General features: G+C 75.8%; 27 protein-coding genes. 20 read left to right on the forward strand and 7 right to left on the reverse strand.

Annotated elements, in window-relative coordinates:
* The first annotated feature begins 101 nt into the window (after positions 1-101).
* From ACI8AR_RS09130 to ACI8AR_RS09140, 3 genes are all read left to right on the forward strand, one after another.
* Positions 102-824, forward strand: coding sequence for a LuxR C-terminal-related transcriptional regulator (locus ACI8AR_RS09130; protein ID WP_457050733.1), 723 nt, complete (start codon positions 102-104; stop codon positions 822-824).
* A 234-nt stretch (positions 825-1,058) separates the two neighbouring features.
* A complete protein-coding gene (locus ACI8AR_RS09135; protein WP_457050734.1) occupies positions 1,059-1,814 on the forward strand; it encodes a ribonuclease HII in 756 nt (251 codons plus the stop codon).
* Entirely contained in the window at positions 1,811-2,131 is a 321-nt protein-coding gene (locus ACI8AR_RS09140) for a DUF2469 domain-containing protein (protein WP_456929888.1), read from the forward strand. The genes ACI8AR_RS09135 and ACI8AR_RS09140 overlap by 4 nt, the downstream gene beginning before the upstream one ends.
* Positions 2,132-2,177: 46 nt before the next feature.
* On the opposite strand, the gene ACI8AR_RS09145 is transcribed toward ACI8AR_RS09140, so the two are convergent.
* A complete protein-coding gene (locus tag ACI8AR_RS09145) occupies positions 2,178-3,155 on the reverse strand; it encodes an SDR family oxidoreductase (protein WP_457050735.1) in 978 nt (325 codons plus the stop codon).
* Positions 3,156-3,315: 160 nt separating this feature from the next.
* Here ACI8AR_RS09145 and ACI8AR_RS09150 point away from each other — a divergent pair, with 160 nt between their 5' ends.
* The 6 genes from ACI8AR_RS09150 to ACI8AR_RS09175 all read left to right on the forward strand — a co-directional run bounded on the left by ACI8AR_RS09150 (position 3,316) and on the right by ACI8AR_RS09175 (position 8,768).
* Entirely contained in the window at positions 3,316-3,675 is a 360-nt protein-coding gene (locus ACI8AR_RS09150; protein WP_457050736.1) for a YraN family protein, read from the forward strand.
* A complete protein-coding gene (locus ACI8AR_RS09155; RefSeq protein WP_457050737.1) occupies positions 3,672-5,192 on the forward strand; it encodes a YifB family Mg chelatase-like AAA ATPase in 1,521 nt (506 codons plus the stop codon). Before ACI8AR_RS09150 ends, ACI8AR_RS09155 begins: the two co-directional genes overlap by 4 nt.
* On the forward strand, positions 5,189-6,445 hold the full coding sequence (gene dprA / locus ACI8AR_RS09160) for a DNA-processing protein DprA (protein WP_457050738.1): 1,257 nt from the start codon (positions 5,189-5,191) through the stop codon (positions 6,443-6,445). Before ACI8AR_RS09155 ends, dprA begins: the two co-directional genes overlap by 4 nt.
* Positions 6,446-6,577: 132 nt before the next feature.
* Positions 6,578-7,513 carry a tyrosine-type recombinase/integrase gene (locus ACI8AR_RS09165; protein ID WP_457050739.1) on the forward strand — a complete coding sequence of 312 codons (936 nt, stop codon included), beginning with the start codon at positions 6,578-6,580 and terminating at the stop codon, positions 7,511-7,513.
* Between the two features lie 72 nt (positions 7,514-7,585).
* Positions 7,586-8,389, forward strand: coding sequence for an RNA polymerase sigma factor WhiG (gene whiG / locus ACI8AR_RS09170; protein ID WP_457050740.1), 804 nt, complete (start codon positions 7,586-7,588; stop codon positions 8,387-8,389).
* Between the two features lie 7 nt (positions 8,390-8,396).
* Positions 8,397-8,768 (forward strand): antibiotic biosynthesis monooxygenase family protein, encoded by a 372-nt coding sequence (locus tag ACI8AR_RS09175; RefSeq protein ID WP_457050741.1) that lies wholly within the window; start codon positions 8,397-8,399, stop codon positions 8,766-8,768.
* Here the strand turns inward: ACI8AR_RS09175 and ACI8AR_RS09180 are convergent.
* Together ACI8AR_RS09180 and ACI8AR_RS09185 are read right to left on the reverse strand one after the other, a co-directional pair.
* Complete coding sequence (locus ACI8AR_RS09180; RefSeq protein WP_457050742.1) at positions 8,693-9,298, reverse strand: TMEM175 family protein; 606 nt, start codon at positions 9,296-9,298, stop codon at positions 8,693-8,695. The genes ACI8AR_RS09175 and ACI8AR_RS09180 overlap by 76 nt on opposite strands.
* A 48-nt stretch (positions 9,299-9,346) precedes the next feature.
* Positions 9,347-9,859, reverse strand: a complete 513-nt coding sequence (locus ACI8AR_RS09185) for a peptidoglycan DD-metalloendopeptidase family protein (RefSeq protein ID WP_457050743.1) — start codon at positions 9,857-9,859, stop codon at positions 9,347-9,349.
* A 301-nt stretch (positions 9,860-10,160) separates the two neighbouring features.
* On the opposite strand from ACI8AR_RS09185, the gene rpsB reads away from it, so the two are divergent.
* The 5 genes from rpsB (at position 10,161) to ACI8AR_RS09210 (ending at position 14,630) form a co-directional block, all read left to right on the forward strand.
* The gene (rpsB, locus tag ACI8AR_RS09190) at positions 10,161-11,018 is read left to right on the forward strand and encodes a 30S ribosomal protein S2 (RefSeq protein WP_457050744.1); all 858 of its coding nucleotides are present in this window, start codon (positions 10,161-10,163) and stop codon (positions 11,016-11,018) included.
* 65 nt (positions 11,019-11,083) lie between these two features.
* Positions 11,084-11,899 (forward strand): translation elongation factor Ts, encoded by an 816-nt coding sequence (tsf, locus tag ACI8AR_RS09195; RefSeq protein WP_456929899.1) that lies wholly within the window; start codon positions 11,084-11,086, stop codon positions 11,897-11,899.
* Positions 11,900-12,038: 139 nt separating this feature from the next.
* Positions 12,039-12,827 carry a UMP kinase gene (gene pyrH / locus ACI8AR_RS09200; protein ID WP_457050745.1) on the forward strand — a complete coding sequence of 263 codons (789 nt, stop codon included), beginning with the start codon at positions 12,039-12,041 and terminating at the stop codon, positions 12,825-12,827.
* A 71-nt stretch (positions 12,828-12,898) separates the two neighbouring features.
* On the forward strand, positions 12,899-13,456 hold the full coding sequence (frr, locus tag ACI8AR_RS09205) for a ribosome recycling factor (RefSeq protein WP_387993397.1): 558 nt from the start codon (positions 12,899-12,901) through the stop codon (positions 13,454-13,456).
* 22 nt (positions 13,457-13,478) lie between these two features.
* The gene (locus tag ACI8AR_RS09210) at positions 13,479-14,630 is read left to right on the forward strand and encodes a phosphatidate cytidylyltransferase (RefSeq protein WP_457050746.1); all 1,152 of its coding nucleotides are present in this window, start codon (positions 13,479-13,481) and stop codon (positions 14,628-14,630) included.
* On the opposite strand, the gene ACI8AR_RS09215 is transcribed toward ACI8AR_RS09210, so the two are convergent.
* Genes ACI8AR_RS09215 through ACI8AR_RS09225 form a run of 3 tightly spaced genes read right to left on the reverse strand, consistent with a single transcriptional unit; the run spans position 14,594 to position 17,156 of the window.
* Positions 14,594-15,724 carry a GNAT family N-acetyltransferase gene (locus tag ACI8AR_RS09215; protein WP_457050747.1) on the reverse strand — a complete coding sequence of 377 codons (1,131 nt, stop codon included), beginning with the start codon at positions 15,722-15,724 and terminating at the stop codon, positions 14,594-14,596. The two genes, ACI8AR_RS09210 and ACI8AR_RS09215, sit on opposite strands and share 37 nt — an antisense overlap.
* Positions 15,721-16,485, reverse strand: coding sequence for a polyphosphate kinase 2 family protein (locus tag ACI8AR_RS09220; RefSeq protein ID WP_456935810.1), 765 nt, complete (start codon positions 16,483-16,485; stop codon positions 15,721-15,723). The genes ACI8AR_RS09215 and ACI8AR_RS09220 overlap by 4 nt, the downstream gene beginning before the upstream one ends.
* Before the next feature lie 32 nt (positions 16,486-16,517).
* Complete coding sequence (locus ACI8AR_RS09225) at positions 16,518-17,156, reverse strand: TrmH family RNA methyltransferase (RefSeq protein ID WP_457050748.1); 639 nt, start codon at positions 17,154-17,156, stop codon at positions 16,518-16,520.
* 126 nt (positions 17,157-17,282) lie between these two features.
* Between ACI8AR_RS09225 and ACI8AR_RS09230 the strand changes: the two genes are divergently transcribed.
* The 3 genes from ACI8AR_RS09230 to ACI8AR_RS09240 all read left to right on the forward strand — a co-directional run bounded on the left by ACI8AR_RS09230 (position 17,283) and on the right by ACI8AR_RS09240 (position 20,471).
* On the forward strand, positions 17,283-18,488 hold the full coding sequence (locus tag ACI8AR_RS09230) for a hypothetical protein (RefSeq protein ID WP_457050749.1): 1,206 nt from the start codon (positions 17,283-17,285) through the stop codon (positions 18,486-18,488).
* A 62-nt stretch (positions 18,489-18,550) separates the two neighbouring features.
* Positions 18,551-19,738 carry a 23S rRNA (adenine(2503)-C(2))-methyltransferase RlmN gene (rlmN, locus tag ACI8AR_RS09235; protein ID WP_457050750.1) on the forward strand — a complete coding sequence of 396 codons (1,188 nt, stop codon included), beginning with the start codon at positions 18,551-18,553 and terminating at the stop codon, positions 19,736-19,738.
* Between the two features lie 16 nt (positions 19,739-19,754).
* Complete coding sequence (locus ACI8AR_RS09240) at positions 19,755-20,471, forward strand: VIT1/CCC1 transporter family protein (protein WP_457050751.1); 717 nt, start codon at positions 19,755-19,757, stop codon at positions 20,469-20,471.
* An 81-nt stretch (positions 20,472-20,552) separates the two neighbouring features.
* Here ACI8AR_RS09240 and ACI8AR_RS09245 read toward each other — a convergent pair whose 3' ends face one another.
* Positions 20,553-20,873 (reverse strand): DUF2631 domain-containing protein, encoded by a 321-nt coding sequence (locus tag ACI8AR_RS09245; RefSeq protein ID WP_457050752.1) that lies wholly within the window; start codon positions 20,871-20,873, stop codon positions 20,553-20,555.
* 86 nt (positions 20,874-20,959) lie between these two features.
* On the opposite strand from ACI8AR_RS09245, the gene dxr reads away from it, so the two are divergent.
* The 3 genes from dxr to ispG are packed head-to-tail and all read left to right on the forward strand — an operon-like array spanning position 20,960 to position 24,764.
* Positions 20,960-22,162: a 1-deoxy-D-xylulose-5-phosphate reductoisomerase gene (gene dxr, locus ACI8AR_RS09250; protein WP_457050753.1), complete on the forward strand. Its 1,203-nt coding sequence runs from the start codon at positions 20,960-20,962 to the stop codon at positions 22,160-22,162.
* A 38-nt stretch (positions 22,163-22,200) separates the two neighbouring features.
* Complete coding sequence (locus ACI8AR_RS09255) at positions 22,201-23,547, forward strand: M50 family metallopeptidase (protein ID WP_457050770.1); 1,347 nt, start codon at positions 22,201-22,203, stop codon at positions 23,545-23,547.
* Positions 23,548-23,588: 41 nt separating this feature from the next.
* Entirely contained in the window at positions 23,589-24,764 is a 1,176-nt protein-coding gene (gene ispG / locus ACI8AR_RS09260) for a flavodoxin-dependent (E)-4-hydroxy-3-methylbut-2-enyl-diphosphate synthase (protein WP_457050754.1), read from the forward strand.
* Positions 24,765-24,797 lie beyond the last annotated feature (33 nt).

Here is a 24,797-nt window from a genome sequence, read left to right on the forward strand (position 1 = left end):
TACGGGCTGCGAAGAAAATCCCCGGGAAGTGTTCAAGGACAGCGCCATTCATCCCGATGGAGTGGTCGAGAGCAACCTGGTCCACCGAAATGGAGAAAGTCGTGTCCGCACCCCTGGCGAGCGCTACCCGAGGCGTCACCCGCGTGCTCCTCCTCGCCGACGCCCCCGTCCTGCGGCGCGGCCTGGTCAGCATGATCAACGAGACCGCCGGCATGCAGTCGGTGGGCACCCCCGGCGAGCTGCGCCGCGCCCTCACCCTCGTCGAGACCGCCCGGCCCGACGCCGTGGTCGTCGAGATGGGCGCCGGCCGCGCCGCCACCCTGAACGTCGTCCGCGACCTGCGCCGCCGCTTCCCGCGGGTCGCCGTCGTCGCCCTCGCCACCTCCGAGGACCCGGCCGTGGTCAACGAGGCGGTCGCCGCCGGTGTCCGCGGCTACCTGATGCTCAACACCTCGCCCACCCTGCTCGGCTGGGCGATCCTGGCCGCCCGCGCCGGCCGGACCGTCGTCGACCCGCAGATCCGCCGCGTCGAGCCGGCCGCCGCCCCCGTCGGCAAGCCGCTGACCCCCGAGGTGCCGCTCACCCGGCGCGAGCAGGACGTCCTCGACGAGCTGCTGCAGGGCCAGTCCAACCGGCAGATCGGCCGCAACCTGTTCATCAGCGAGGACACCGTCAAGTCGCACGTGAAGGCGATCCTGCGCAAGCTCGGCGCCCGCGACCGCGCGCACGCCGTCTCGCTGGTCCTGTCCTCCCGCTCCTCCGGCACCTGCACCTGCGGCGCCCACGCGCTGACCGTCCCCGCCCCGGCCCCGGCCGAGGTCTGATCCCGGCGCCCGGACCCGGCAGCACCGCGCCGGGTCCGGTGCCCCCCGGCCGGCCGTCCGCCTCCTCGGCGGCCGGGCGGGGACGACGGGCCGGCCCCCTCTGACCCCGGGGGCCGGCCCGCCGCCGTCTGCGCACCGGCCCGCCCCGCCGTCCCGGGGACGGGACGTGTCCCCGGGGCGTCGTAGTGTCGGACGGCGATGGCAGGCCGTCTTCCCCCCGCTCACCGGGCCGCCGTGACGCCGGCCGCCCGCCCCCGCCGTCCCGACCCCGTCGGCGACCCGGGCCGCGACGACTCGCTCTGGGACATGGAGCGCTCGCTGCGCCGGCGCGGGTTCTCCGCCGTCGCCGGCGCCGACGAGGCCGGCCGCGGCGCGTGCGCCGGGCCGCTGGTCGCCGCCGCGTGCGTGCTGCCCGCCGGGCGCCGCGGGCGGGTCCCCGGGCTGGCCGACTCCAAGCTCCTGACCGCCGCGGCGCGCGAGCGGGTCTACGCCGAGGTCGTCGACCGCGCGCTGTCCTGGTCGGTCGTGGTCATCCCGGTCGCCGACCTCGACGCGCGCGGCATGCACGTCACCAACCTCGAGGCGCTGCGCCGCGCGGTCAGCGCGCTGGACCCGCCGGCGGACTACGTGCTCACCGACGGCTTCTCCGTGCCCGGCCTCGGGGTGCCGGCCCTGGCCGTGTGGAAGGGCGACCGGGTCGCCGCCTGCGTGGCCGCGGCGTCGGTGCTGGCCAAGGTCACCCGGGACCGGATCATGCTCGACGTGCACGAGCGCTTCCCCGAGTACGACTTCGCGGTGCACAAGGGCTACGCCACCGAGGCGCACACCGCCGCGCTGGAGCGTCACGGGCCCTGTCCCGAGCACCGGTCGCGCTTCGTCAACGTCGTCCGCGCCCGCGACGCGCGCGCCGTCCGGGAACTCCAGCTCACCGCTGCCGGCGGCATGGTCGATGATGGGGGCATGCGCACGATCTCCGGAGAGCCGCGATGAGCACCGAGGACCTGGAGAAGTACGAGACCGAGATGGAGCTGCAGCTCTATCGCGAGTACCGGGACATCGTCCGGCAGTTCACCTACGTGGTGGAGACCGAGCGGCGCTTCTACCTGGCCAACGCCGTCGACCTGCAGGTCCGCGAGGCCGGCGGTGAGGTGTTCTTCGAGCTCAAGCTGTCCGACGCCTGGGTCTGGGACATGTACCGGCCGGCGCGGTTCGTCCGCAACGTCCGGGTCCTGACGTTCAAGGACGTCAACGTCGAGGAGCTGGACAAGCCCGACCTCGAGCTGCCCGAGGGCCCGCGCCTGTCCTGATCCGCAGTCCGGGCCGGGGACGCCGCAGCTCCGGGGCGCTCCCGGTTCAGGTCGGTGAGGGGACGGCCGCCTTCTCGCGCAGCACCTCCGCGACGGTGCTCATGTTCTCGACGCCCATCCGCCTGGTCAGCTCGGTGGTGTCCCAGGGCGTCTCCAGGCAGGCCATGAAGCGGTCGAGCGCCATGACGGTGGCCGCGGCGGGTGCCACGGGCGCCAGCGCCCGCTGGGCGACGGCGTAGACCGCGGCGGGCGTGCTCAGCACCCGGACGCGCCGGTCCAGCACCTCCTCGAAGTGCCGGGCGACGTCGGCCCACGTGAGCACCTCGGGGCCGCCGACGTCCACGGTGCCGTCGACGTCGTGGGCGTCCGCCGCTGCCACCATCAGCCGCGCGACGTCGTGCACGGAGATGAACGCGTGTCGCGCCGACACCGGTCCGGGCACGAGCATGAGGCCGTGGTCGTCGATGCTGCGGCCGGTCAGGCGGCGGAACCGCTGCAGGAACGGGAAGGGCCGTGACGTGACCGGACGCAGCTCGGCCCGGACCGGGAGAGAGCTGCCGACGAGCGCCAGCCACACCTCGGTGAACGGCGGCAGCCGCAGCGATGCCCACGACAGCGTGGACGCTGCGAGCCGCTCCTCCGTCCGGCGCTTGGCCCGGACCGGTGGCACGGCCTCGTCGACCGGTCCGGCCGGCACGCTGGCGTACACGAACCGGCGCACCCCGGCCCGCTCGGCCCGGGCCACCAGCTCGGCGTAGCCGCGGACCTCTGCGGCGTGCGTGTCGCCGCGCTGCGTGGGCGCGATCACGCTGGCGGTCGCGACGACGCACCGGACTCCGGTCAGCGCCGCGTCGAGCGTCTCCGGCTCCCGCAGGTCCGCCGCCACGATCTCCGCGCCGGTCGCTGCGATGTCGGGCGCGGTCTCCGGCCGGCGCACCACCGCCCGCACCGGACGGCCCTGTGCCGCCAGCAGCCGGACGACCCGGCAGCCCAACTGGCCGGTCGCCCCCACGACGAGGATCACGGTGGTCCCTCCTCTGCCGAGCCCGGACGGGGACGCGGCGACGCTAGGAGCCTGGGGGCGGGGGCCGACAGGGCACGAGGGCCTCTCCACAGGCCCCCACCCCGTCCACAGAACGCCCGGGAGGTCCCGGACGGCGAGCGTGTGGGGGCACGGTCGGCGGGTGCCCACGAGAACCGAACTCGGCAGCCGCGGGGAGACGATCGCCGCGGCCTATCTCACCGACGCCGGGCTGGCCGTCCTCGACCGCAACTGGCGGTGCCGCGACGGCGAGCTCGACATCGTCGCCCGCGAGGGGACGGCGATCGTCTTCTGCGAGGTCAAGACCCGCCGCGCCACCGGCTTCGGCCACCCCGTCGAGGCGGTGACCGCGGCCAAGCAGCGGCGGCTGCGCACGCTGGCCCAGCGGTGGCTGGCCGCCCACGACGAGCACGCGCCCGACCTGCGCTTCGACGTGGTCGGCGTGCTGGTGCGGCCGGCCGCGCCGGCGCTGGTCACCCACCTGCGCGGGGCGTTCTCGTGACGCTCGCCCGCACCTGGTCGGTCGGGCTGGCCGGGGTGTCCGGCGCGATGGTCGAGGTCGAGGTGGACATGTCCGCCGGCGTCCCCGGCGTGGTCCTGGTCGGCCTGCCCGACGCCGTGGTGCGCCAGTCGGTCGACCGGGTCCGCGCGGCCGTGGTCAACACCGGGGCGGCCTGGCCGATGCGGCGGATCACCATCGGGCTGTCGCCGGCGTCGATGCCCAAGCAGGGGAGCGGCTTCGACCTCGCGCTGGCCGCCGCCGTGCTCGCCGCGGCCGGCACGCTCCCGGCCGACGCCGCCGACGGGCTGGTGCTGCTCGGTGAGCTCGGGCTCGACGGCTCGGTGCGCGCGGTCCGCGGCGTCCTGCCCGCCGTGCTGGCCGCCGCCCGGGCCGGGCACTGCACCGTCGTCGTCCCGGCCGGCAACGCCGAGGAGGCCGCGCTGGTCGACGGCGTCGACGTCCTCGCCCCGCACACCCTCGGCGACCTGGTGGCCCACCTGTCCGGCCGCGCCCGGCTGACGCCGCACGCCCGCGGCCCGCTGCCCCCGCCGGCACCGGCCCCGGACCTCGGCGACGTCGTCGGCCAGGCCGCGGGCCGGCGCGCGGTGGAGGTGGCCGCGGCCGGCGGGCACCACCTGCTCCTCACCGGCCCGCCGGGGGCGGGCAAGACGATGCTCGCCGAGCGGCTGCCCGGCCTGCTGCCCGTCCTCGACGAGCGGGCCGCGCTCGAGGTCACCGCTATCCACTCGGTCGCCGGCACGCTGCCGCCGGATGCCCCGCTGCTCAGCCGGCCGCCGTTCGAGGCGCCGCACCACTCGGCCACCATGGCCGCCCTCGTCGGCGGCGGCTCGGGCGCCATCCGCCCCGGCGCCCTGTGCCGCGCCCACCGCGGCGTGCTGTTCCTCGACGAGGCGCCGGAGTTCGCCCGGGCGACGCTGGACACGCTGCGCCAGCCCCTCGAGCGGGGCCAGGTCACGATCAGCCGGGCCGCCGGGTCGGCGACCTTCCCGTGCCGCGCCCAGCTGGTGCTCGCCGCCAACCCGTGCCCGTGCGCCAGCGCGGCCGGCGACTCCGTGTGCACCTGCAGCCCGCTGGAGCGCCGCCGCTACCAGTCCCGGCTGTCCGGCCCGCTGCTGGACCGCATCGACCTGCGGATCGAGCTGCCGCCGGTCACCCGCGCCGCCTGGCTGGACACCGGCGCGGCCCCGGAGCCGACCGCCGCCGTGGCGGCCCGCGTCGCGGCCGCCCGCGGAGCCGCCGCCGCCCGGCTGCGCGGCACCGGCCTGCTGCTCAACAGCCAGGTGCCCGGGCGGCTGCTGCGCGAGCGCTGGGCGGTGCCGCGGCCGGCGCTGGCGCTGGCCGAGCGGGCGCTGGACCGTGGCCTGCTGTCGGTCCGCGGGCTGGACCGCGTGCTGCGGGTGTCCTGGACGCTGGCCGACCTCGCCGGGCGCGCGGTCCCCGACGGCGGGGACGTCGCCGAGGCGCTGGGCATGCGGCTGCAGCGGGTGGCGGCATGAGCGCGCCCACCCTCGACGAGGACCTCGAGGACGCGCTCGCCGGCCCGGCCGCGGTCGACGGTGTCGCGGTCCCCGGCACCCGGCGCGCCCGCGCCTGGCTGACCCGGGCCGCGGAGCCGGGCTCGGTGGCCCTGTGGCGGTGGGTCGACGACGTCGGCCCGGCCGCCGCGGTGCGCGCCCTGCGAGCCGGGGCGGCGCCCGAGCGGGCCCGCGCCCTGGTCGGTGTCCGCGCCGAGCAGGACGCCACCCTCGCCGACCTCCGCCGGGCGGAGCGGTGCGGGGCCCGGCTGGTGGTTCCCGAGGACGACGAGTGGCCCGCGCTGCCGCTGCACGCGTTGACCGTCGCCGCCCACACCGACGGCGACGGCGAGGGCCGGCGCGACCGGACCACCGCGCTCGTCCCGCCGGTCGCCCTGTGGGTGCGCGGCGACCCGCCGCTCGGGCCGGCCGTCGACCGCTCCGTGGCCGTGGTCGGCGCGCGGGCGTCCACGGCCTACGGCGAGCACGTGGCCGCCGACCTCGGCGCGCAGCTGGGGGAGCGCGGCTGGACGGTCGTCTCCGGCGGCGCGTACGGCATCGACGTCGCCGCCCACCGCGGCGCGCTGGCCGCGGGTGCCCCCACCGTGGTCGTGCTCGCCTGCGGGGTCGACCGGGCCTACCCGGCCGCCCACTCCGCGGTGTTCGAGCGCATCGTCAGCGGCGGCGGCCTGCTGGTCAGCGAGTGGCCGCCGGGCGCGGCTCCGCACCGGCACCGCTTCCTCGTCCGCAACCGGATCATCGCCGGGCTCACCCGCGGCACCGTGGTGGTCGAGGCCGCGGCCCGCTCCGGCGCGCAGGCGACCGCCCGGCGCGCCCGCGCCCTGGGCAAGGAGGTGCTGGTGGTGCCCGGTCCGGTGACGAGCGCGATGTCGGTCGGCTGTCACGAGCTGCTGCGGGAGCAGGAGTCCGGCGCCCGGCTGGTCAGCAACGCCGCGCAGGTCATCGAGGCCGTCGGCAGCCTCGGGGACGACCTCGCCGCGCCGGCGCACCGGCCCGTGTCGCCGCGCGACGGCCTGTCCGACCTGGCCCGCCGGGTGCTCGACGCCTGCCCGGTGCGGACCGGCGTGAGCGCCGAGCGGCTGGCCGCGGTCGCCGGCTGCGACCCGCTGGAGGCGATGCGCGTGCTGCCCGGCCTGGAGATCGCCGAGCTCGTGCAGTGGACCGGCACCGGCTGGCGGCTGGCACCACCGCCGCGGGAGGGACGCGGCCGCTGATCCGGCCGCTGACCCAGCCTGGGGCCCGCCGGGGCCCGACCGGCGGGCCCCGCGTCGCGTGCGACATCCGTCGCGCACGACCGGACGGCGCGGCGGCTTGACCCACGGACGGTGCCGTCGGACGGTCGGAGCGTGACCGCCCGGACCGCCGACGCCCGCGCCGCGCTGCCGCCGGCGCTCGCGGCCGCGCTTGAGGGCTACGAGGACGCCCTGCGGGACGAGCGGGACCTGTCCGCGCACACCGTCCGCGGCTACGTCACCGACGCCGTCTGGCTGCTCGACCACCTCGCCCGCCGCGGCGGCACCCGGGTCGACGAGCTGGACCTCGCCGCGCTGCGCAGCTGGCTCGCCCAGGGCCGCACGCGCGGCGCCAGCCGGGCGACCACCGCCCGCCGCGCCGCCGCCGCCCGATCGTTCACCGCCTGGCTGCGCCGCTCGGGGCACACCCCCGAGGACGTCGGCCTGCGGCTGGTCAGCCCCAAGGCGCACCGGACGCTGCCCGACGTGCTCGCCCCCGACCAGGCCCGCGCCGTCGTCGAGTCCACCGCCGGCGCCGAGGACCCCGTGGGCCTGCGCGACGCCGTCGTCCTCGAGCTGCTGTACGCCAGCGGCATCCGGGTCAGCGAACTGGTCGGCCTCGACGTCGACGACGTCGACCGGGGCCGCCGGCTGCTGCGGGTCCTCGGCAAGGGCCGCAAGGAGCGCAGCGTGCCCTACGGCGCACCCGCCGAGCGGGCGCTCGACGCCTGGCTGGCCCGGGGCCGCCCGGCGCTGGCCACCCCCGACTCCGGTCCGGCGCTGCTGCTGGGCCTGCGTGGGCGGCGGCTGGACCCGCGCGAGGCCCGCCGGACCGTGCACGCCGCGGTGGCCCGCGCACCCGGCGCCCCAGACGTCGGCCCGCACGGGCTGCGGCACTCCGCGGCCACCCACGTCCTGGAGGGCGGCGCCGACCTGCGCTCCGTCCAGGAGCTGCTCGGCCACGCTAGCCTCGCGACGACGCAGATCTACACGCACGTGACCGTCGAGCGGCTGCGTGCGGTGCACGCCCAGGCGCACCCGCGGGCCTGAGCCGACCGCCCACCCGAACGACCGTCCCGGGGTCCGGCAGGACCCCAGCCACCACGAAGCGGGAGACCCGACGTGCCCGAGGCCACCATCCACCGGATCGGCGGCGAGTCCGAGGAGGACGCCGACGCCGCGCTGGCCGAGCTGTGGGCGCAGTACGTCGCCGACCGCGCCCCCGAGCTGCGCGACCGGCTGATCCTGCACTACGCGCCGCTGGTCAAGTACGTCGCCGGCCGGGTCGGCAGCGGCCTGCCGGCGCACGTGGAGCAGGCCGACCTGGTCTCCTACGGCACCTTCGGGCTCATCGACGCGATCACCCGCTACCAGCCCTCGCGCGAGGTCAAGTTCGAGAGCTACGCGATGTCCCGCATCCGCGGCGCGATCATCGACGAGCTGCGCAGCACCGACTGGATCCCGCGGTCGGTGCGGATGCGCGCCCGGCAGTTCGAGCGGACGGTCGCCACGCTGGAGAGCCAGCTCCGGCGCAGCCCGACCGACGAGGAGATCGCCGCGGCGATGGAGATGGGCGTCGAGGACGTGCGCAAGTTCCTCGGCCAGCTCTCCCTGGTCAACGTGGTCGCCCTGGACGAGCTGCTCACCGACGACGACGGCGGCGCGCCGCGGCTGGTCGACACGCTGCAGGACGCCAACGCCCTCGACCCGCAGGCGATGGCCGAGCACGGCGAGGCCCGCCAGCTGCTCGCCCGCGCCGTCGAGCAGCTGCCCGAGCGGGAGAAGGTCGTCGTCAGCCTGTACTACTTCGAGGGCCTGACGCTGGCCGACATCGGCCGCGTCCTCGGCGTCACCGAGAGCCGCATCTGTCAGCTGCACACCAAGGCCGTGCTGCACCTGCGCACCAAGCTCGCCGACATCGCCTGAGCCGCCGGTGGTGCTCGAGCACGCGCTCCTCCCGGTCCGCCCCGGCCGGGAGGACGCGTTCGAGGAGGCCTTCGCGCGCGCCCGGCCGATCGTGGAGGCGTCCCCGGGGTTCCGCTCCCTGCGGCTGTCCCGGTGCCTGGAGCGGCCGGGGACCTACCTGCTGCTGGTCGAGTGGGACCGGCTGGAGGACCACACCGAGGGGTTCCGCGGCTCGGTCGCCTACCAGGAGTGGAAGGCGCTGCTGCACGCCTTCTACGACCCGTTCCCCGTGGTCGAGCACTTCACCGACGTGGCGGCCGGGGATCAGGCCGCCGCGACGCGGCGCCGCAGCGCGGCCTCGATCGGCCCGGACAGGAACAGCAGGAACATCGCCCAGTAGTGCACGCCCGGCAGCAGCGTGCCGGCCAGGAGGGCGACGAGGAACAGGCCGCTGGTGACCAGCGACGGCCACGGGGGTCCGACCGGCGCGGCGGCGTCGCGGCGCAGGGCGGGGCGCCGCCACAGCAGCAGGCTGATCGCCGTGAGGCAGAACGAGCTCAGCGTGATCGTGCCGATGTAGAGCGCGACCGCGGGCCGGTCGGTGCCGTAGCGGGCCGACACCTGGGTGGCGAACGGCAGCAGGACGATCGTGAGGATCCACAGCAGGTTGGCCGTGAGGAACGCGTGGTCGTAGGACCCGACGGTCTCGACCACCCGGTGGTGGACCAGCCAGAGCCGCGCGATCACGACGAAGCTGAGGAAGAACGCGCCGATCTGGGACGCCTCGCCGGTCAGCAACGTGCCGAGGCCGGTCCGCGGCTCCGCGCCGTCGAGCAGCTCGGTCAGCGGCAGCACCAGCAGGGTGATGGCGATGGCGACGACCGCGTCGAGGAACGTGACGAAACGGTCGAGGCCCCGTTCGGTCTGCACCCCGCGCAGGCTAGGGGCGGTGGCCGGTCCGGCAGCGGTGCCCGCACGTCACCCGACCGGCAGCAGGCGCACCCGCGGCGGGCGCAGCAGCGACAGCGGGTCCAGGTACCCCTCCCCGCGCCGCAGCCCCCAGTGCAGGCACGCCGCGGCCGGGCAGCCGGCGTGCCCGGCCGCCAGCGTCCCCAGCGGGGAGCCGCGGGCGACGCGCTGCCCGGCGGCGACGGCGGGGTCGACGGGCTCGTAGGTGGTCCGCAGCCCGTCGGCGTGGTCGACGCTGACCACCGGCCGGCCCGCCACCCGCCCGGCGAACACGACGACGCCGTCCCCGGCCGCCACCACGACGTCGCCGGGGGCGCCGGCCAGGTCCGCGCCGCGGTGCCCGGGACCGTAGGGCGAGGGCGGGGGAGCGAACGGCCGGGTGACGACCGGCGGCCCGCCGAGCGGTGCGGTCCAGGCGGCGACGGCGGGGACGGCGGGAGCGGCCGGCTCCGCGACGGCGGGCGCCGGCACGAGCAGGGCGGCGCAGGCCAGCAGGAGCACGGGCAGCGGGCGGGCGGGCACGCCGTCGAGGCTGGCCGCCGGCGGGCCGCGGCGGGGCCGGGGCGGCGCGCCTGTGGACGGTCCGGACGCGGGGGAGGAGCGGTCCGGCCCGGCGCGTATGCTGTCCGGTGCGACCCGTCTGCACGGGTCGACTCCGCGCGTCCTCCACCCGCCAGCACGGCGGGGCAGCCCCACCTCGGTCCCGGTCTCCCCGGGTCGGTGGCGCCGCGGGACGCCAGGGCGGGACACCACCCGGTGCCCGCGTCAACCGAGGAGCGCGGCCGCCGGGCGGCCGCGCGCGAGCACGAGAGGCTGCGCCCCCATGGCAGTCGTCAGCATGAAGCAGCTGCTCGACAGCGGCGTCCACTTCGGGCACCAGACCCGTCGCTGGAACCCGAAGATGAAGCGCTTCATCTTCACCGAGCGCAACGGCATCTACATCATCGACCTGCAGCAGACGCTCGGGTACATCGACTCGGCCTACGAGTTCGTCAAGCAGACCGTGTCGCACGGCGGCACGATCCTGTTCGTCGGCACCAAGCGCCAGGCGCAGGAGGTCGTCGCCGAGCAGGCGCAGCGCGTCGGCATGCCCTACGTCAACCAGCGCTGGCTGGGCGGCATGCTCACCAACTTCTCCACCGTCCACAAGCGGCTCCAGCGGCTCAAGGAGCTCGAGGACATGGAGCAGACCGGCGTGATGGCCGGCCTGTCCAAGAAGGAGCAGCTGGGTCTGACCCGCGAGAAGGCCAAGCTCGAGCGCAGCCTCGGCGGCATCCGCGACATGCAGAAGGTGCCCAGCGCCATCTGGATCGTGGACACCAAGAAGGAGCACATCGCCGTCGGCGAGGCCCGCAAGCTGGGCATCCCGGTCGTCGCGATCCTCGACACCAACTGCGACCCCGACGAGGTCGACTACAAGATCCCGGGCAACGACGACGCGATCCGCGCCATCAACGTCCTGACCCGCGTGATCGCCGACGCCGTCGCCGAGGGCCTCATGGCCCGCTCGGCCGCGCAGGCCAACGCCGGCCGCGAGGAAGGCGCCGAGCAGGCCATCGGTGGCGACGAGCCGCTGCCGGACTGGGAGCGCGAGCTGCTGACCGGTGGCGCCGAGGCCGCGACCGAGCAGCCCTCGGACACCTCCGCCACCGCCCCGGCCCCCGCCGCCGGCGAGGCCTGAGAACTCCCGCGCCGCCCTCGGGCGCCCTCGGGGCGCCCACCCCTCCACACCGACGAGGAAGTGACATGCCTGCCTTCACCGCCGCCGACGTCAAGCGGCTCCGCGACGCCACCGGCGCCGGCATGATGGACGCCAAGAAGGCCCTCACCGAGGCCGACGGCGAGTACGACAAGGCCATCGAGCTGCTGCGCATCAAGGGCGCCAAGGACGTCGGCAAGCGCCTCGAGCGCTCCACGACCAACGGCATCGTCGTCAGCAAGCACGGCGCGCTGCTCGAGCTCGACTGCGAGACCGACTTCGTCGCCAAGAACGCCGACTTCGTGGCGCTCGCCGAGCGGCTCATCGAGATCGTCCTCGAGCAGTCGCCGGCCGACCTCGACGCCCTGATGGCCACCGAGGTCGACGGCCAGACCGTCGCCAAGCTCATCGAGGCCGAGTCCGCCCGCATCGGCGAGAAGCTCGTCCTCTCCCGCTTCGCCACCTTCGAGGGCCCGACCGCGGTGTACCTGCACAAGCGGGCCACCGACCTGCCCCCGGCCATCGGCGTCGCCGTCCAGTACCAGGGTGGCGACGAGGAGGCCGCGCGCGCCCTGGCGATGCACATCGCCGCCGCCCGCCCGCGCTTCCTGTCCCGCGAGGAGGTCCCGGCGGAGGCCGTCGAGACCGAGCGCCGGGTCGCCGAGCAGACGGCCAAGGAGGAGGGCAAGCCCGAGCAGGCGATCGTCAAGATCGTCGAGGGCCGGGTGAACGCCTACTACAAGGACTTCGTCCTGCTCGAGCAGCCGTCGATCACCGAGCCCAAGCGCACGGTGAAGCAGGTCATCGACGAGGCCGGCCTGACCGTGCAGCGGTTCGCCCGCTTCGAGGTCGGCCAGGCCTGAGCCGCAGGCGACGGAGACACCGCGCCACCGGCCCCGTCCCATCCCTGGGACGGGGCCGGTGGCGCGTCCGGGTCCGGCTGGCGAGCGCCGGGCACTCTGTCAGGATCACGAAGAACGACGTCGAGCGAGGGAAGAGCTGTTGACCGAGACCGCCACGACGCAGACGACCGAGGCACCCCACCCGCCGTTGTCGGCCCCGAGTGCCTTCCAGCCGGCCGACGGCGCCGGCTACCAGCGGGTGCTGCTCAAGCTCTCGGGTGAGGCCTTCGGCGGCGGCAACGTCGGCGTCGACTCCAAGATCGTCCACGACATCGCCACCCAGCTGGCCGAGGTCGTCCACGGCGGCACGCAGGTCGCCGTCGTCGTCGGCGGGGGCAACTTCTTCCGCGGCGCCGAGCTGTCCCAGGCGGGCATGGACCGCCGGCACGCCGACTACATGGGCATGCTCGGCACGGTCATGAACTGCCTGGCGCTGCAGGCCTTCTGCGAGCAGGTGGGCCTGGAGACCCGGGTGCAGACGGCGATCACCATGGGCCAGGTCGCCGAGCCCTACATCCCGCGCAAGGCCGTCCGGCACCTCGAGAAGGGCCGGCTGGTCATCTTCGGCGCCGGCGCCGGCATGCCCTACTTCTCCACCGACACCGTCGCCGCCCAGCGCGCGCTGGAGATCGGCTGCCAGGTGCTGCTCATGGCCAAGAACGGCGTCGACGGCGTCTACGACGACGACCCGCGCACCAACCCGGCGGCGACCATGTACACCGACCTGGACTACGCCACGGTCCTCGCCGACCAGCTCAAGGTCGCCGACGCCACGGCCATCAGCCTGTGCATGGACAACCAGATGCCGATCGTCGTCTTCAACCTGCTGGAGAACGGCAACATCGCCCGCGCGGTGGCAGGTGAGAGGATCGGGACGCTGATCAGCTGAGCGCGCGCCGCACCGCGCACGCCGCACCGCAGGACGACGGCGGGGACGATCCCGCCGCAGGAGGAGAGACCGTGATCGACGACACCCTGCTCGACGCCGAGGAGCGGATGGACAAGGCCCTGTCGGTCGCGCGGGAGGACCTCGGCTCGGTGCGCACCGGCCGCGCGGCGCCCTCGATGTTCAACAAGGTCCTGGTCGACTACTACGGCGCCCCGACCCCGGTGCCGCAGATGTCGTCGATCACGGTGCCCGAGGCGCGCATGGCGGTCATCAAGCCCTACGACAACAGCCAGCTGTCGGCCATCGAGAAGGCCATCCGCGACAGCGACCTGGGCGTCAACCCGACCAACGACGGGCAGATCATCCGCGTGGTCTTCCCGCAGCTGACCGAGGAGCGCCGACGCGACCTGGTCAAGCAGGCCCGGTCCAAGGGCGAGGACGCCAAGGTCGCCATCCGCAACGTGCGCCGCCGCAGCAAGGAGGAGCTCGACCGGATCGCCAAGGACGGCGAGGCCGGCGAGGACGACGTGCGCCGCGCGGAGAAGGAGCTCGACGACCTCACCGCCCAGCACGTGGCGGCCATCGACGAGGCCGTGAAGAACAAGGAGTCCGAGCTGCTCGAGGTCTGAGTCGCTCGCCCCGATCCCTGCCATGACCTCCCGTCCCGACGCCGCCGGGGCCGGCCCGTCCGGGGACGCCGACACCGGGCCGATCCCCGTGGTCCGGCGTCCCTCGCCGCCGCCGCCCCCGCCGCCCGGCCCGCTCCGGCCGGCGGCCCCGCCGACCAGCCCGCTCGCGACGGCCCCCGGGTCCGCCGCGCCGGGCACCCAGGAGATGGCGGTGCCGGCCGCCGGCATCGCCGTCCCGCCGGTGCCCGAGGCGCCGGTGGCGCCCGGCCCCGACACGGCCGGCCCCGACACGGCCGGCCCCGACACGGCCGGCCCCGACACGGCCGGGCCCGACGCCGGCGCCGGGCCGGAGCCGCGCAAGGGCGGCCGGGCCGGGCGTGACCTGGTCGCCGCCATCGGCGTCGGCCTGGGCCTCGGCGCGGTCATCCTCGCCTCGCTGATGGTCTACCGGCCGGCGTTCCTGCTGGTCATCGTCGCGGCGATCCTCGTCGGCATCGTCGAGCTCGTCCGCGCGCTCCAGGCCGGTGGGGCCCGGCCGCCGCTCGCCCCGGTGCTGGTCGGCGCCGTCGCGATGCTGGCGCTGGCGTGGACCCGCGGTCCCGACGGCCTCGTCGTCGGCTTCCTGCTCACCGTCGTCGCGGTGCTGCTCTGGCGGCTCGGCGACGGCCCCGCGGACTACCGCCGCGACGCCGCGGCCGGGGTCCTGGTCACCCTCTACGTGCCACTGCTGGCCGGTTTCGCGGTCCTGCTGCTCGTCCCCGACGACGGCGTCGCGCGGGTGCTCGCCTTCATCGCCACCGTGGTCGGCAACGACGTCGGCGGCTACACCGCGGGCGTGCTGTTCGGCCGGCACCCGATGGCGCCGTCGGTGAGCCCGAAGAAGTCGTGGGAGGGCATGGCCGGGTCGGTCGTGGCCTGCGTCGCGGTCGCCACCCCGATCGTCGTGCTCGCCCTCGACGGCCCGTGGTGGGGCGGCGTGCTCGTCGGCGTCGCGCTCGCGGTGACCGCCACGCTGGGCGACCTCGGCGAGTCGCTGATCAAGCGGGACCTCGGCATCAAGGACATGGGCAACCTGCTGCCGGGCCACGGCGGGATCATGGACCGGCTCGACAGCCTGCTGCCCTCGGCGGCGGTGGCCTACCTGCTGCTGTCCTGGGTCGCGCCGCCCGGCTGAGGCGGCCAGGGGGCGCTGAGCTCCCACGTCGACCCGGCCACGGCGAAGCCGCGGCGGGCGTACCACCGGCGCGGCCAGTCGCCGGCGTCGGCCTCGAGGACGACGAGGTCGCAGCCGGCGTCCGCGGCCAGCTCCAGCAGCCGGGCGAGGACGGCGTCGGCGTGGCCGCGCCCGCGGGCGGCGGGGTCGGTCATCACCGACTCGACCGCCGCGGTCGCGCCGTCGACCCGCAGCTGCCCGGCGGCCACGACCCGGCCGCCCTCCCGCACCACCATGTCGTCGACCGCGACGACCCGGTCGTTGCGGCACTCCCGGCCCACCAGCTGGGCGACCACCTCGTCGAGGTCCGGGATCCCGGCCAGGTCGCGCCGCCACCCCGCCTCCCACAGCGGGTGCACCTCCTCCTGGGCGACCACCTCGGCCCGCTCGGCCCCGGGCAGGCCCGGGGTCACGGGGCGGCCCATGACCACCAGCTCCCCGGCCTCCCAGCCGGCCGCGGACAGCTCGGCGGCGACCGCGCCGGCGCCGGGCCAGCGCAGCACCGCCGCTCGGGCCGGCCAGCCCGCGTCCGCGGCGACCTCACCGGCGGTCCGCGCCACCGTGGCGGCGTCGACGCCGTCGTCGAGCACCAGCCGGTTGTCGTCGCGGGAGTGTGCGAAGCGCGGGTCGAGGACGGCCACCCCGCCGGGGACGTCGCGCACCTCGGCGGCCCGCCGGGTGCGCAGCGACAGCCCGTGCGCCAGCGCCCGGCCCAGCGCGTCGTCCGGCGCGGGCAGGACCGGCGGCACGGGCGGGCGGTACGGCACGACCGCAACCACCGCCGCGGTCGGCAGCGGGCCGTACAGGTGCGGGAAGCGCATGCCCGCGGGGTCGGTGCCCACGCCCGGCTCCTCGACCACCGGGCCGGTCAGGCGGGCCGGGTCGACGACGAGGAGCACCAGGTCGCGCCGGCCCGGGAACAGCCGCGCGGCCGGCAGGTGCACCTGCTCCGGGTGCGACAGGTGCACGAACGGCGCCCCGGCGGGCGGCACCGCGCCGGCCGACAGTGCGGCCCGCCAGTCGGCCGGCGCGCACAGGTGGACGAGGACGCTCATGCCCCCGGGGTCTCGTCCGGGTCGATCCCCCGCGCGGCCAGCGCCTTCTCGATCGCCTCGCAGACGGTGCGGACGACGGCCACCCGCGCCCACCGCTTGTCGTCGCCGGCGACCAGCGTCCACCGCCCCGCCGGGTGGTCGGTGCGCTCGAGCATCTCCTCGACGGCGGCTTCGTACGCCGGGCGCTTCTCCCGGTTGCGCCAGTCCTCGTCGGTCAGCTTCCAGGCCCGGTAGGGGTCGGCCGCGCGGGACTCGAAGCGGCGCAGCTGCTCCTCGGGGGAGACGTGCATCCAGAACTTCACCAGGACCATGCCCTCGGCGGCCAGCGTGGTCTCCAGGTCGACGATCTCGCCGTAGGCCCGCCGCCAGGCCTCCTCGCTGGCGAACCCCTCCACCCGCTCGACCAGCACCCGGCCGTACCAGGTGCGGTCGAGGACGGCCATGCCGCCCCAGCCGGGCAGCACGGGCCAGAACCGCCACAGGAAGTGGTGCCGCTTCTCGTTCGACGACGGGGCGGCGAACTGGGCCACCCGCACGTGCCGGGGGTCGAGCTGGTCGACCAGCCGTTTGATCGCGCCGCCCTTGCCCGAGGCGTCCCAGCCCTCGAACAGCACGCAGACCGGCGGTCCGAGCGGGGTGCCCAGCTGCCCGCCGAGGAACAGCCGCAGGTGCACGAGGCGCTGCTGCGCGGCGGTCAGCTGGTCCTTGGCCTCGCGCTTGCCCAGCCGGAGGGTGAGGTCCACGTCGTCGAGTCGGCCCACCCCGCAGAGACTGGCCCATGCGGCCCGCGCTGTCAGGTCGGCAGCTGCGCGTGCTGGCGGATCCAGGCGTGCATGGCGATCCCCGCCGCGACGCCGGCGTTCACCGAGCGGGTCGAGCCGAACTGGGCGATGGACAGCACGTCGTCGGCCACCGCCCGCGCCTCCTCCGACAGCCCGGTGCCCTCCTGGCCGAACAGCAGCACGCAGGCCCGGGGGAGGACGGCGGTCTCGATCGGCCGGGCGCCGGGCAGGTTGTCGACGGCGAGGATCGGTACGCCCCGCTCCCGGGACCAGGCGCCGAGCGCGGCGGCGTCGGGGTGGTGCCGCACGGTCAGGTACCGGTCGGTGACCATCGCGCCCCGGCGGTTCCACCGCTTCCGGCCGACGACGTGCACCTCCGCGGCGAGGAACGCGTTGGCGGTGCGGACGACCGTCCCGATGTTGAGGCCGTGCCGCCAGTTCTCGATGGCGACGTGGAAGCCGTGCCGGCGCGGGTCGAGGTCGGCGACGATCGCCTCGACGGTCCAGTAGCGGTACCGGTCGACGACGTTGCGCCGGTCGCCGTGGGCCAGCAGGTCGGGGTCGTAGCGGGGGTCCTCCGGCCACGGCCCCTCCCACGGGCCGACGCCGACCGAGACGAGCGGGACGGGTGCGCGCTCGGCCTCGGACACCCGGCCGACGCTAGCGGGCCGCGCCCCGCCGCCCGGCCGCGCCTCCGCCACCCGGTCGGGTCCGTCGGGCACGATGACCACTCCACGGGGTGAGCATTAGATGACCGTGAGTGACAGCGAGGTGGGATGACGGCGCGGCAGGACGGCGACCCGGGCGACCCCGAGGAGGCCGGCACCCCGGTCGAGCCGTGGGGGGAGTGGCTGCCCGGGTGGGTGAACGAGCCCGACCCCGAGGCGGCTGACGAGGACGTCCCGGCCGAGGAGGTCCTCGAGGACGCCCCGGTCGGCGAGGTCGTGGTCGACGAGGTCCCGGACGAGCTCCCGGGCGACGCCCCGGACAGCGGGACGGCGGAGGACGAGGCACCGGTCGACGAGGTCGCCGAGGCGGCGGTCCCGGTCGAGGAGACGCCGGTCGAGGAGACGCCGGTCGAGGAGGCGCCGGCCGAGGAGGCGCCGGACGGCGGGACCGCGGAGGACGAGGGCGTCCCCGGGGGCCCCGTGCTGCCGGACGGCGCCGCCGCCGGGGAGGCCCCGGAGGTGGCGCCCGCCGTCCTGGACGCGCTGCCGGACCCGGACGCGCTGCCGGTCCTGGACGCGCTGCCGGACCCGGACGTCCTGCCGGACCCGGACGTCCTGCCGGTCCCGGCGCTCGCCGGGGTCGTGACGCCGCGGGTCGTGGTCCGCCCGCGGGTGCGGCCCCGGCGCCGGGTCGGCGTCGCCGTGGCGGCGGGCGTGCTCGCCGCCTGCGGCATCACCGGTGCGGTCCTGCTGGCGGGTGCCTCGTCCGGCTCGGTCCCGACGGCGGCCGTGCAGTCCACGTCCCCGGCGGCCGCCGCGCCGACCCGGGCGGTCCCGGTGCCGCGGCCGTCCACCGTCGCCGGTGTCGTCCCCCTCGCGCCGACGAGCAGCGTGCCCGTGCCCTCCCCGTCCGCGGCGGTGACCGGCCCCGACCCGGCCCCGGTGCGGACCGGCGCGACGCCGTCCCCGGCGACGACCGCCGACGCGCCGCTGCCGACGGTGGTCGTCCCGGAGCCGTCCGCGACGCCGGAGACCGTCGCGGTGCTGCCGTCCGTCGAGCCGCCGGTGCCCGTTCCGGACCCGGCCCCGACGACCGGGACGGTGCCCCCGTCGACCGGGACCGTCGAGCCCCCGGAACCCACGGCCCCGCCGACGACGCCGACGCCGTCCGAGACACCGGCGCCGCCCTCGACCCCGACCGAGGACCCCCTCCCGGACGCGGCGGACGGCGAGGTGACCCCCACCCCGACGCCCGCGCCGCCCTCCGGGACACCGGTGCCCACGGCCGCGCCGACGGGCGCAGAGGCGTCCTGAGCGAGCGACCTCACCTGCACGGCGGCCCACGCCCGGCGCGGGGGTGGGACGATGGAGCGGTCATGACTGCCCTGCCGCTCGTCCTCGACGCCCCCCGCCGGGGCAAGCCGCCGCGCCACCTCGCCGACCTGACCCGCGTGGAGGCGCGCGCCGCCGTCGCCGAGCTCGGGCAGCCGGCGTTCCGCGCCGACCAGCTCGCCCGGCACTTCTTCCGTGGCACCACCGACCCGGCGCAGATGACCGACGTGCCCGCCACGGTGCGCGAGACGCTGTCCGAGGCGCTGCTGCCGGGCCTGCTCACGCCGGTGCGCCACCAGTCGGCCGACGGCGGGCGCACCCGCAAGACCCTGTGGCGCCTGCACGACGGCGCGCTGGTCGAGAGCGTGCTCATGCGCTATCCCGACCGGGCCACCGTCTGCATCTCCAGCCAGGCCGGCTGCGGCATGGCCTGCCCCTTCTGCGCCACCGGCCAGAACGGGCTGACCCGCAACCTCTCGGCCGCCGAGATCATCGGCCAGGCGGTCGCCGCCGCCGCGGCCATGGCGTCGGGGGAGATCCCCGGCGGACCGGGCCGGCTGTCCAACGTCGTCTTCATGGGCATGGGCGAGCCGCTGGCCAACTACGCCCGCGTCCGCCGCACGCTGGACGCGCTGCTCACCTCCGCGCCGTGGGGCCTGGGCCTGTCGCAGCGGTCGGTCACCGTCTCCACCGTGGGCCTGGTGCCGGCGATCCGGCGGCTGACCGAGGAGGGCCTGGGCGTCACCCTCGCGGTGAGCCTGCACGCCCCCGACGACGAGCTCCGCGACACCCTCGTGCCGATCAACACCCGGTACAAGGTGGCCGACGTCGTCGACGCGGCCGACGCCTACGCCGCGCGCACCGGACGCCGCTACTCCGTGGAGTACGCGCTCATCCGCGACGTCAACGACCAGCCCGAGCGCGCCGACCTGCTCGGCCGGCTGCTGGCCAAGCGGCTCGCGCACGTCAACCTCATCCCGCTCAACCCGACGCCGGGCAGCCCCTGGGACGCCAGCCCGCTGCCCGCCCAGCGGGAGTTCGTGGCCCGGCTGCGCGCGCACGGGGTGCCGACGACGGTCCGCGACACCCGCGGCCAGGACATCGACGGCGCCTGTGGCCAGCTCGCCGCGGCCGACCGCGCTGCTGACGACGGGGTGGGCGTGCCGACCGTGGCCACGCCGGTCCCCGCGCTGGAGCCCCCGGTCGAGCTCGGGGCCGAGTCGGACGCGTGAGTACCGGGGCCGCCGCGTGAGCGCCGAGGTCCCCGCGGCCGAGGCGCACGAGCACAGTCACGCCGACGTCTCGGGCGGGTGGCTGCGGGCGGCCGTCTTCGGCGCGATGGACGGTCTGGTGACCAACACCGCGCTGGTCGCCGGCGTCGGCGGTGGTGGCGCCTCGTCGCAGGCGATCGTGCTCTCCGGCGTCGCCAGCCTGGTCGCCGGCGCGATCTCGATGGCGCTGGGGGAGTACACCTCGGTCAGCACGCAGAACGAGCAGCTCGACCTCGAGGTGGAGAAGGAGCGCCGCGAGCTCGAGCGCAACCCGCGGGGCGAGCTCGCCGAACTGGTGGAGATGCTGCGCGTGCGGGGCGTCGACGCCGACCTCGCCGAGCGGGTCGCCGTCCAGCTGCACCGCGACCCCGACACGGCGCTGCGGCTGCACGTGGTCGCCGAGCTGGGCCTCAACCCGGCCGACAAGCCCTCGCCGTGGACCGCGGCGGTCTCCTCGTTCCTCACCTTCGCCACCGGCGCGGTGATCCCGCTGCTGCCCTACCTGCTCGGGTTCTCGGTCCTCGCCGCGGCGCTGGTGTGCGGCGCGGTGGGCCTGGCCGCGGCCGGGGCGCTGTCCTCGCGGTTCACCCCGCGCTCCTGGTGGTCGGCGGCCCTGCGGCAGCTGCTCTTCGGCGCGCTCGCGGCAGGGGCGACGTACGCCATCGGCGCGGCGATCGGCGTCACGGTCTCCTGAGGCGGTCCCGGGGACACGGGCCCCGGAACGACGATGCCCGACCCGGCGGGAGCCGGATCGGGCGTCAGGTGTCGATGGGGATCAGCGGCGCCAGGCGGTGCGCTTGCGGCGCAGGTCCCAGAGCAGCAGGACGACCAGGCCGGCGGCGATGCCGAACAGCCACAGGTCCTCCATGCGGCCCTCGTGGTTGCCCCACGTGTAGGACAGCATGACCAGCACGGTCAGCCAGCCGGCGATCTGCGCCCACTTGCCGCTGCGGGCGTGCCAGCCCCAGTCCTCGGGCCGCTCCTCCTCGACCGGGTGCTCCCCGGCGCGGACGATGCCCTCCTCGCGGTTGGGCTGGTTGACGCGCGTGGTCAGCGGGTCGTGCTGGCGGACCCCGGGGCCGGACTGCTCGCTCACGCCCCTCATCCTGCCAGTCCCGTCCGCGGGTCACCGGTCGAGGTGTGGTGGGCAGGTCGCGCCGCGCGTCGGGGAGGATGCCGTTCATGACCGAGCCGCGCGAGGTGACCGTGCTGGGCTCGACCGGGTCGATCGGCCGGCAGGCGATCGCGGTCGCCGAGCAGAACCCCGGCCGGCTGCGGATCACCGCGCTGGCCGCCGGCGGGGGCGACGTCGCCCGGCTGGCCGAGCAGGCGCTGACCCTCGGCGTCCGGACGGTCGCGGTGGCCCGCGCGACCGCCGCCCAGGACCTGCAGCTGGCCTTCTACGCGGCGGCCTCCCAGCGCGGCTGGGCGCGGGGCGAGTACGCGCTGCCGGAGATCCTCGCCGGGCCGCGCGCCGCCGAGGAGCTCGCCGCCCGCCCCTCCGACGTCGTCCTCAACGGGATCACCGGCTCGATCGGGCTGGGCCCCACGCTCGCCGCCCTGCGGGCCGGCAACGTGGTCGCGCTCGCGAACAAGGAGTCGCTGGTCGCCGGCGGGGACCTCGTGACCGCCGCGGCCGCGCCCGGCCAGCTGGTGCCGGTCGACTCCGAGCACTCGGCGCTCGCTCAGTGCCTGCGCGGCGGGCACCGGAGCGAGGTCGCCCGGCTGGTGCTCACCGCCAGCGGCGGGCCGTTCCGCGGGCGCAGCGCCGCCGACCTCGCCGACGTCACCGTCGAGCAGGCGCTGGCGCACCCCACCTGGGCCATGGGCCCGGTGGTGACGATCAACTCCGCCACGCTGGTCAACAAGGGCCTGGAGCTCATCGAGGCGCACCTGCTGTTCGGCGTGCCCTACGCCGACATCGACGTCGTGGTGCACCCGCAGTCGATCGTGCACTCGATGGTCACCTTCGCCGACGGCGCGACCATCGCCCAGGCCAGCCCGCCGGACATGCGGCTGCCGATCGCGCTGGCGCTGGCCTGGCCCGACCGGCTGCCGCACGTGCAGCCGGCGCTGGACTGGTCGACGGCGAGCACCTGGGAGTTCGCGCCGCTGGACGCCGAGGCGTTCCCCGCGGTGCGGCTCGCGCGCGCGGCGGGGGAGGCCGGCGGCGTCGTCCCGGCGCTGTACAACGCGGCCAACGAGGAGGCGGTCGCGGCCTTCCTCGCCGGGCGGCTGCGTTTCACCGACGTCGTGGGCCTGGTCGCGCGTACCCTCGACGACGCGCCGGACCTCGGCGCCCCCACCTGCGTGGACGACGTGCTGGCCGCGGAGCGCTGGGCCCGGCAGCACGCCCGCGCCGCTGTCGCCGGAGGCCTGAGCTGACCACCCTCCTGACGGTCCTCGGGATCGTCGCGTTCGCGATCGGCCTGCTGTTCAGCATCGGCTTCCACGAGTTCGGCCACTTCTACTGGGCGCGGAAGTTCGGCATGCGCGTGCCGCAGTTCATGGTCGGCTTCGGCCCGACGGTGTTCTCCTTCCGGCGCGGCGAGACCGAGTACGGCATCAAGGCGATCCCGCTCGGCGGCTACATCCGCATCGTCGGCATGATCCCGCCGGCCGAGGAGAACGAGAGCAAGCGCGCCACCCGCATGCGGACGTTCATCGCCGAGGTGCGCGGCCAGGCCCTCGACGACATCCGGCCCAGCGACGCCGGCCGGGTCTTCTACGCCAAGCCCTGGTGGCAGCGCGTGATCGTCATGTTCGCCGGGCCGTTCCACAACCTGGTGCTCGCGGTCGTGTTCTTCGCGATCACGCTCACCGCGATCGGCACCAACGTCATCACCACCCAGCTCGAGACCGTTCCCGCCTGCGTGGTCCCCGCCGGCGCGGAGAGCATCGCCGTCGCCCGTGAGCAGGACCGCGACGTCTGCGACATCCCGATCGTCACCAGCGGCGCCGATGCCGGGCAGCTCTGCGAGGCGGGCACCCCCGGCTGTGCCGAGCCGGTGGCCAGCCCCGCGGCCCGGGCCGGGCTGCGGCCGGGTGACACGATCGTCGCGATCGACGGCGGGGAGGTCGACCCGACCGCCTACGACAGCTGGACGACGGTGCAGCAGGCGATCCGCGGCTCGGCGGGGGAGTCGCTGACCCTCACCGTCGAGCGCGACGGCGAGCGCCGGGACCTCACCGTCACGCCGATCGAGAACGTCGTCGCCACCGACGACGGCGAGGGCACGATGACCGCCGGGTACCTCGGCGTCAGCCCGGTGTTCGGCTTCGCCCGCCAGTCGGTGGCCGACCTGCCCGGCTACTTCGGCATGGTCGTGTCCCAGTCGGTGCAGCGGCTGCTGGAGGTCCCCGAGCGCGTCCCGCAGCTGTTCCGCGCCGCCTTCCTCGGCGAGGAGCGGGACGAGAACGGCCCGATCGGCGTCGTCGGCGTCGGGCGGATCTCCGGCGAGGTCTTCGCCATCCAGGAGTTCAGCGGCGCGGAGAAGCTGAGCTTCTTCCTCGGCCTGCTGGCCAGCGTCAACCTCGTGCTGTTCCTGTTCAACCTGCTGCCGGTCTACCCGCTCGACGGCGGGCACGTGGCCGGGGCGCTGTACGAGAAGGCCCGCTCGGTGGTCGCCCGCTGGCGCGGCCGGCCCGACCCGGGCCCGTTCGACATCGCCCGGCTGATGCCGGTCGCCTACGTCGTCGCGGGGCTGTTCATCGCGCTGTCGGGGCTGCTGCTCATCGCCGACGTCGTCAACCCCATCACACTCCAGTAGGCGTCGGCGCCGACCCCGGGAGAGCGGGGATACTCGTGGTCATGGCCATCCCCGTCGCTCTCGGCATGCCCGCCGCGCCCCCGCCCGTCCTGGCCCCGCGCCGGAAGACGCGGCAGCTGGACGTCGGCGGCGTGGGCGTCGGCAGCGACTCCCCGGTCAGCGTGCAGTCGATGACGACGACGAAGACCGCCGACGTCAACGCCACCCTGCAGCAGATCGCCGAGCTGACCGCCGCCGGCTGCCAGATCGTGCGGGTCGCCGTCCCCGACACCGACGACGCCGAGGCGCTGCCGGCCATCGCGAAGAAGTCGCAGATCCCGGTCATCGCCGACATCCACTTCCAGCCGCGGTACGTGTTCGCCGCGATCGACGCCGGCTGCGCCGCGGTACGGGTCAACCCCGGCAACATCAAGAAGTTCGACGACCGGGTCGGCGAGATCGCGAAGGCGGCCAAGGACGCCGGTATCCCGATCCGCATCGGCGTCAACGCCGGGTCCCTCGACAAGCGGCTGCTCGCCAAGTACGGCAAGGCCACGCCCGAGGCGCTGGTCGAGTCGGCGCTGTGGGAGTGCTCGCTGTTCGAGGAGCACGACTTCCGCGACATCAAGATCTCGGTCAAGCACAACGACCCGGTGGTCATGGTCCGCGCCTACGAGCTGCTCGCCGCGCAGTGCGACTACCCGCTGCACCTCGGCGTCACCGAGGCCGGCCCCGCCTTCCAGGGGACGATCAAGTCCGCCGTCGCGTTCGGCGCGCTGCTGTCGCAGGGCATCGGCGACACCATCCGCGTCTCGCTCTCGGCGCCGCCGGTCGAGGAGGTCAAGGTCGGCACCCAGATCCTGGAGTCGCTGAACCTGCGCCAGCGCGGCCTGGAGATCGTCAGCTGCCCCTCGTGCGGCCGCGCGCAGGTCGACGTCTACAAGCTGGCCGACGAGGTGACCGCCGGCCTCGACGGGCTCGAGGTGCCGCTGCGGGTCGCCGTCATGGGCTGCGTCGTCAACGGCCCCGGCGAGGCCCGCGAGGCGGACCTCGGCGTGGCCTCGGGCAACGGCAAGGGGCAGATCTTCGTCAAGGGCCAGGTCGTGAAGACCGTGCCCGAGTCGCAGATCGTCGAGACGCTCATCGAGGAGGCCATGCGCATCGCCGCCGAGATGCCTGCCGGCGAGCAGGTCGACGCCGGCACGCCGTCCGGCCCGCCGGTCGTCACCGTCGGCTGACCCGCCCCGCCGTCCGTCCTCCCGGGCCAGATC

It is taken from the genome of Geodermatophilus sp. SYSU D01036 (genome assembly GCF_054050435.1).

What these genes read in the sequence shown, in the direction of transcription:
- dprA (WP_457050738.1), top strand. Translation starts at nt 5,189, where the DNA reads ATGAGCGCGCCCACCCTCGACGAGGACCTCGAGGACGCGCTCGCCGGC.
- dxr (WP_457050753.1), top strand. Translation starts at nt 20,960, where the DNA reads ATGACCGAGCCGCGCGAGGTGACCGTGCTGGGCTCGACCGGGTCGATC.
- ispG (WP_457050754.1), top strand. Translation starts at nt 23,589, where the DNA reads ATGGCCATCCCCGTCGCTCTCGGCATGCCCGCCGCGCCCCCGCCCGTC.
- ACI8AR_RS09230 (WP_457050749.1), top strand. Translation starts at nt 17,283, where the DNA reads ATGACGGCGCGGCAGGACGGCGACCCGGGCGACCCCGAGGAGGCCGGC.
- ACI8AR_RS09215 (WP_457050747.1), bottom strand. Translation starts at nt 15,724, where the DNA reads ATGAGCGTCCTCGTCCACCTGTGCGCGCCGGCCGACTGGCGGGCCGCA.
- rpsB (WP_457050744.1), top strand. Translation starts at nt 10,161, where the DNA reads ATGGCAGTCGTCAGCATGAAGCAGCTGCTCGACAGCGGCGTCCACTTC.
- tsf (WP_456929899.1), top strand. Translation starts at nt 11,084, where the DNA reads ATGCCTGCCTTCACCGCCGCCGACGTCAAGCGGCTCCGCGACGCCACC.
- ACI8AR_RS09140 (WP_456929888.1), top strand. Translation starts at nt 1,811, where the DNA reads ATGAGCACCGAGGACCTGGAGAAGTACGAGACCGAGATGGAGCTGCAG.
- rlmN (WP_457050750.1), top strand. Translation starts at nt 18,551, where the DNA reads ATGACTGCCCTGCCGCTCGTCCTCGACGCCCCCCGCCGGGGCAAGCCG.
- ACI8AR_RS09210 (WP_457050746.1), top strand. Translation starts at nt 13,479, where the DNA reads ATGACCTCCCGTCCCGACGCCGCCGGGGCCGGCCCGTCCGGGGACGCC.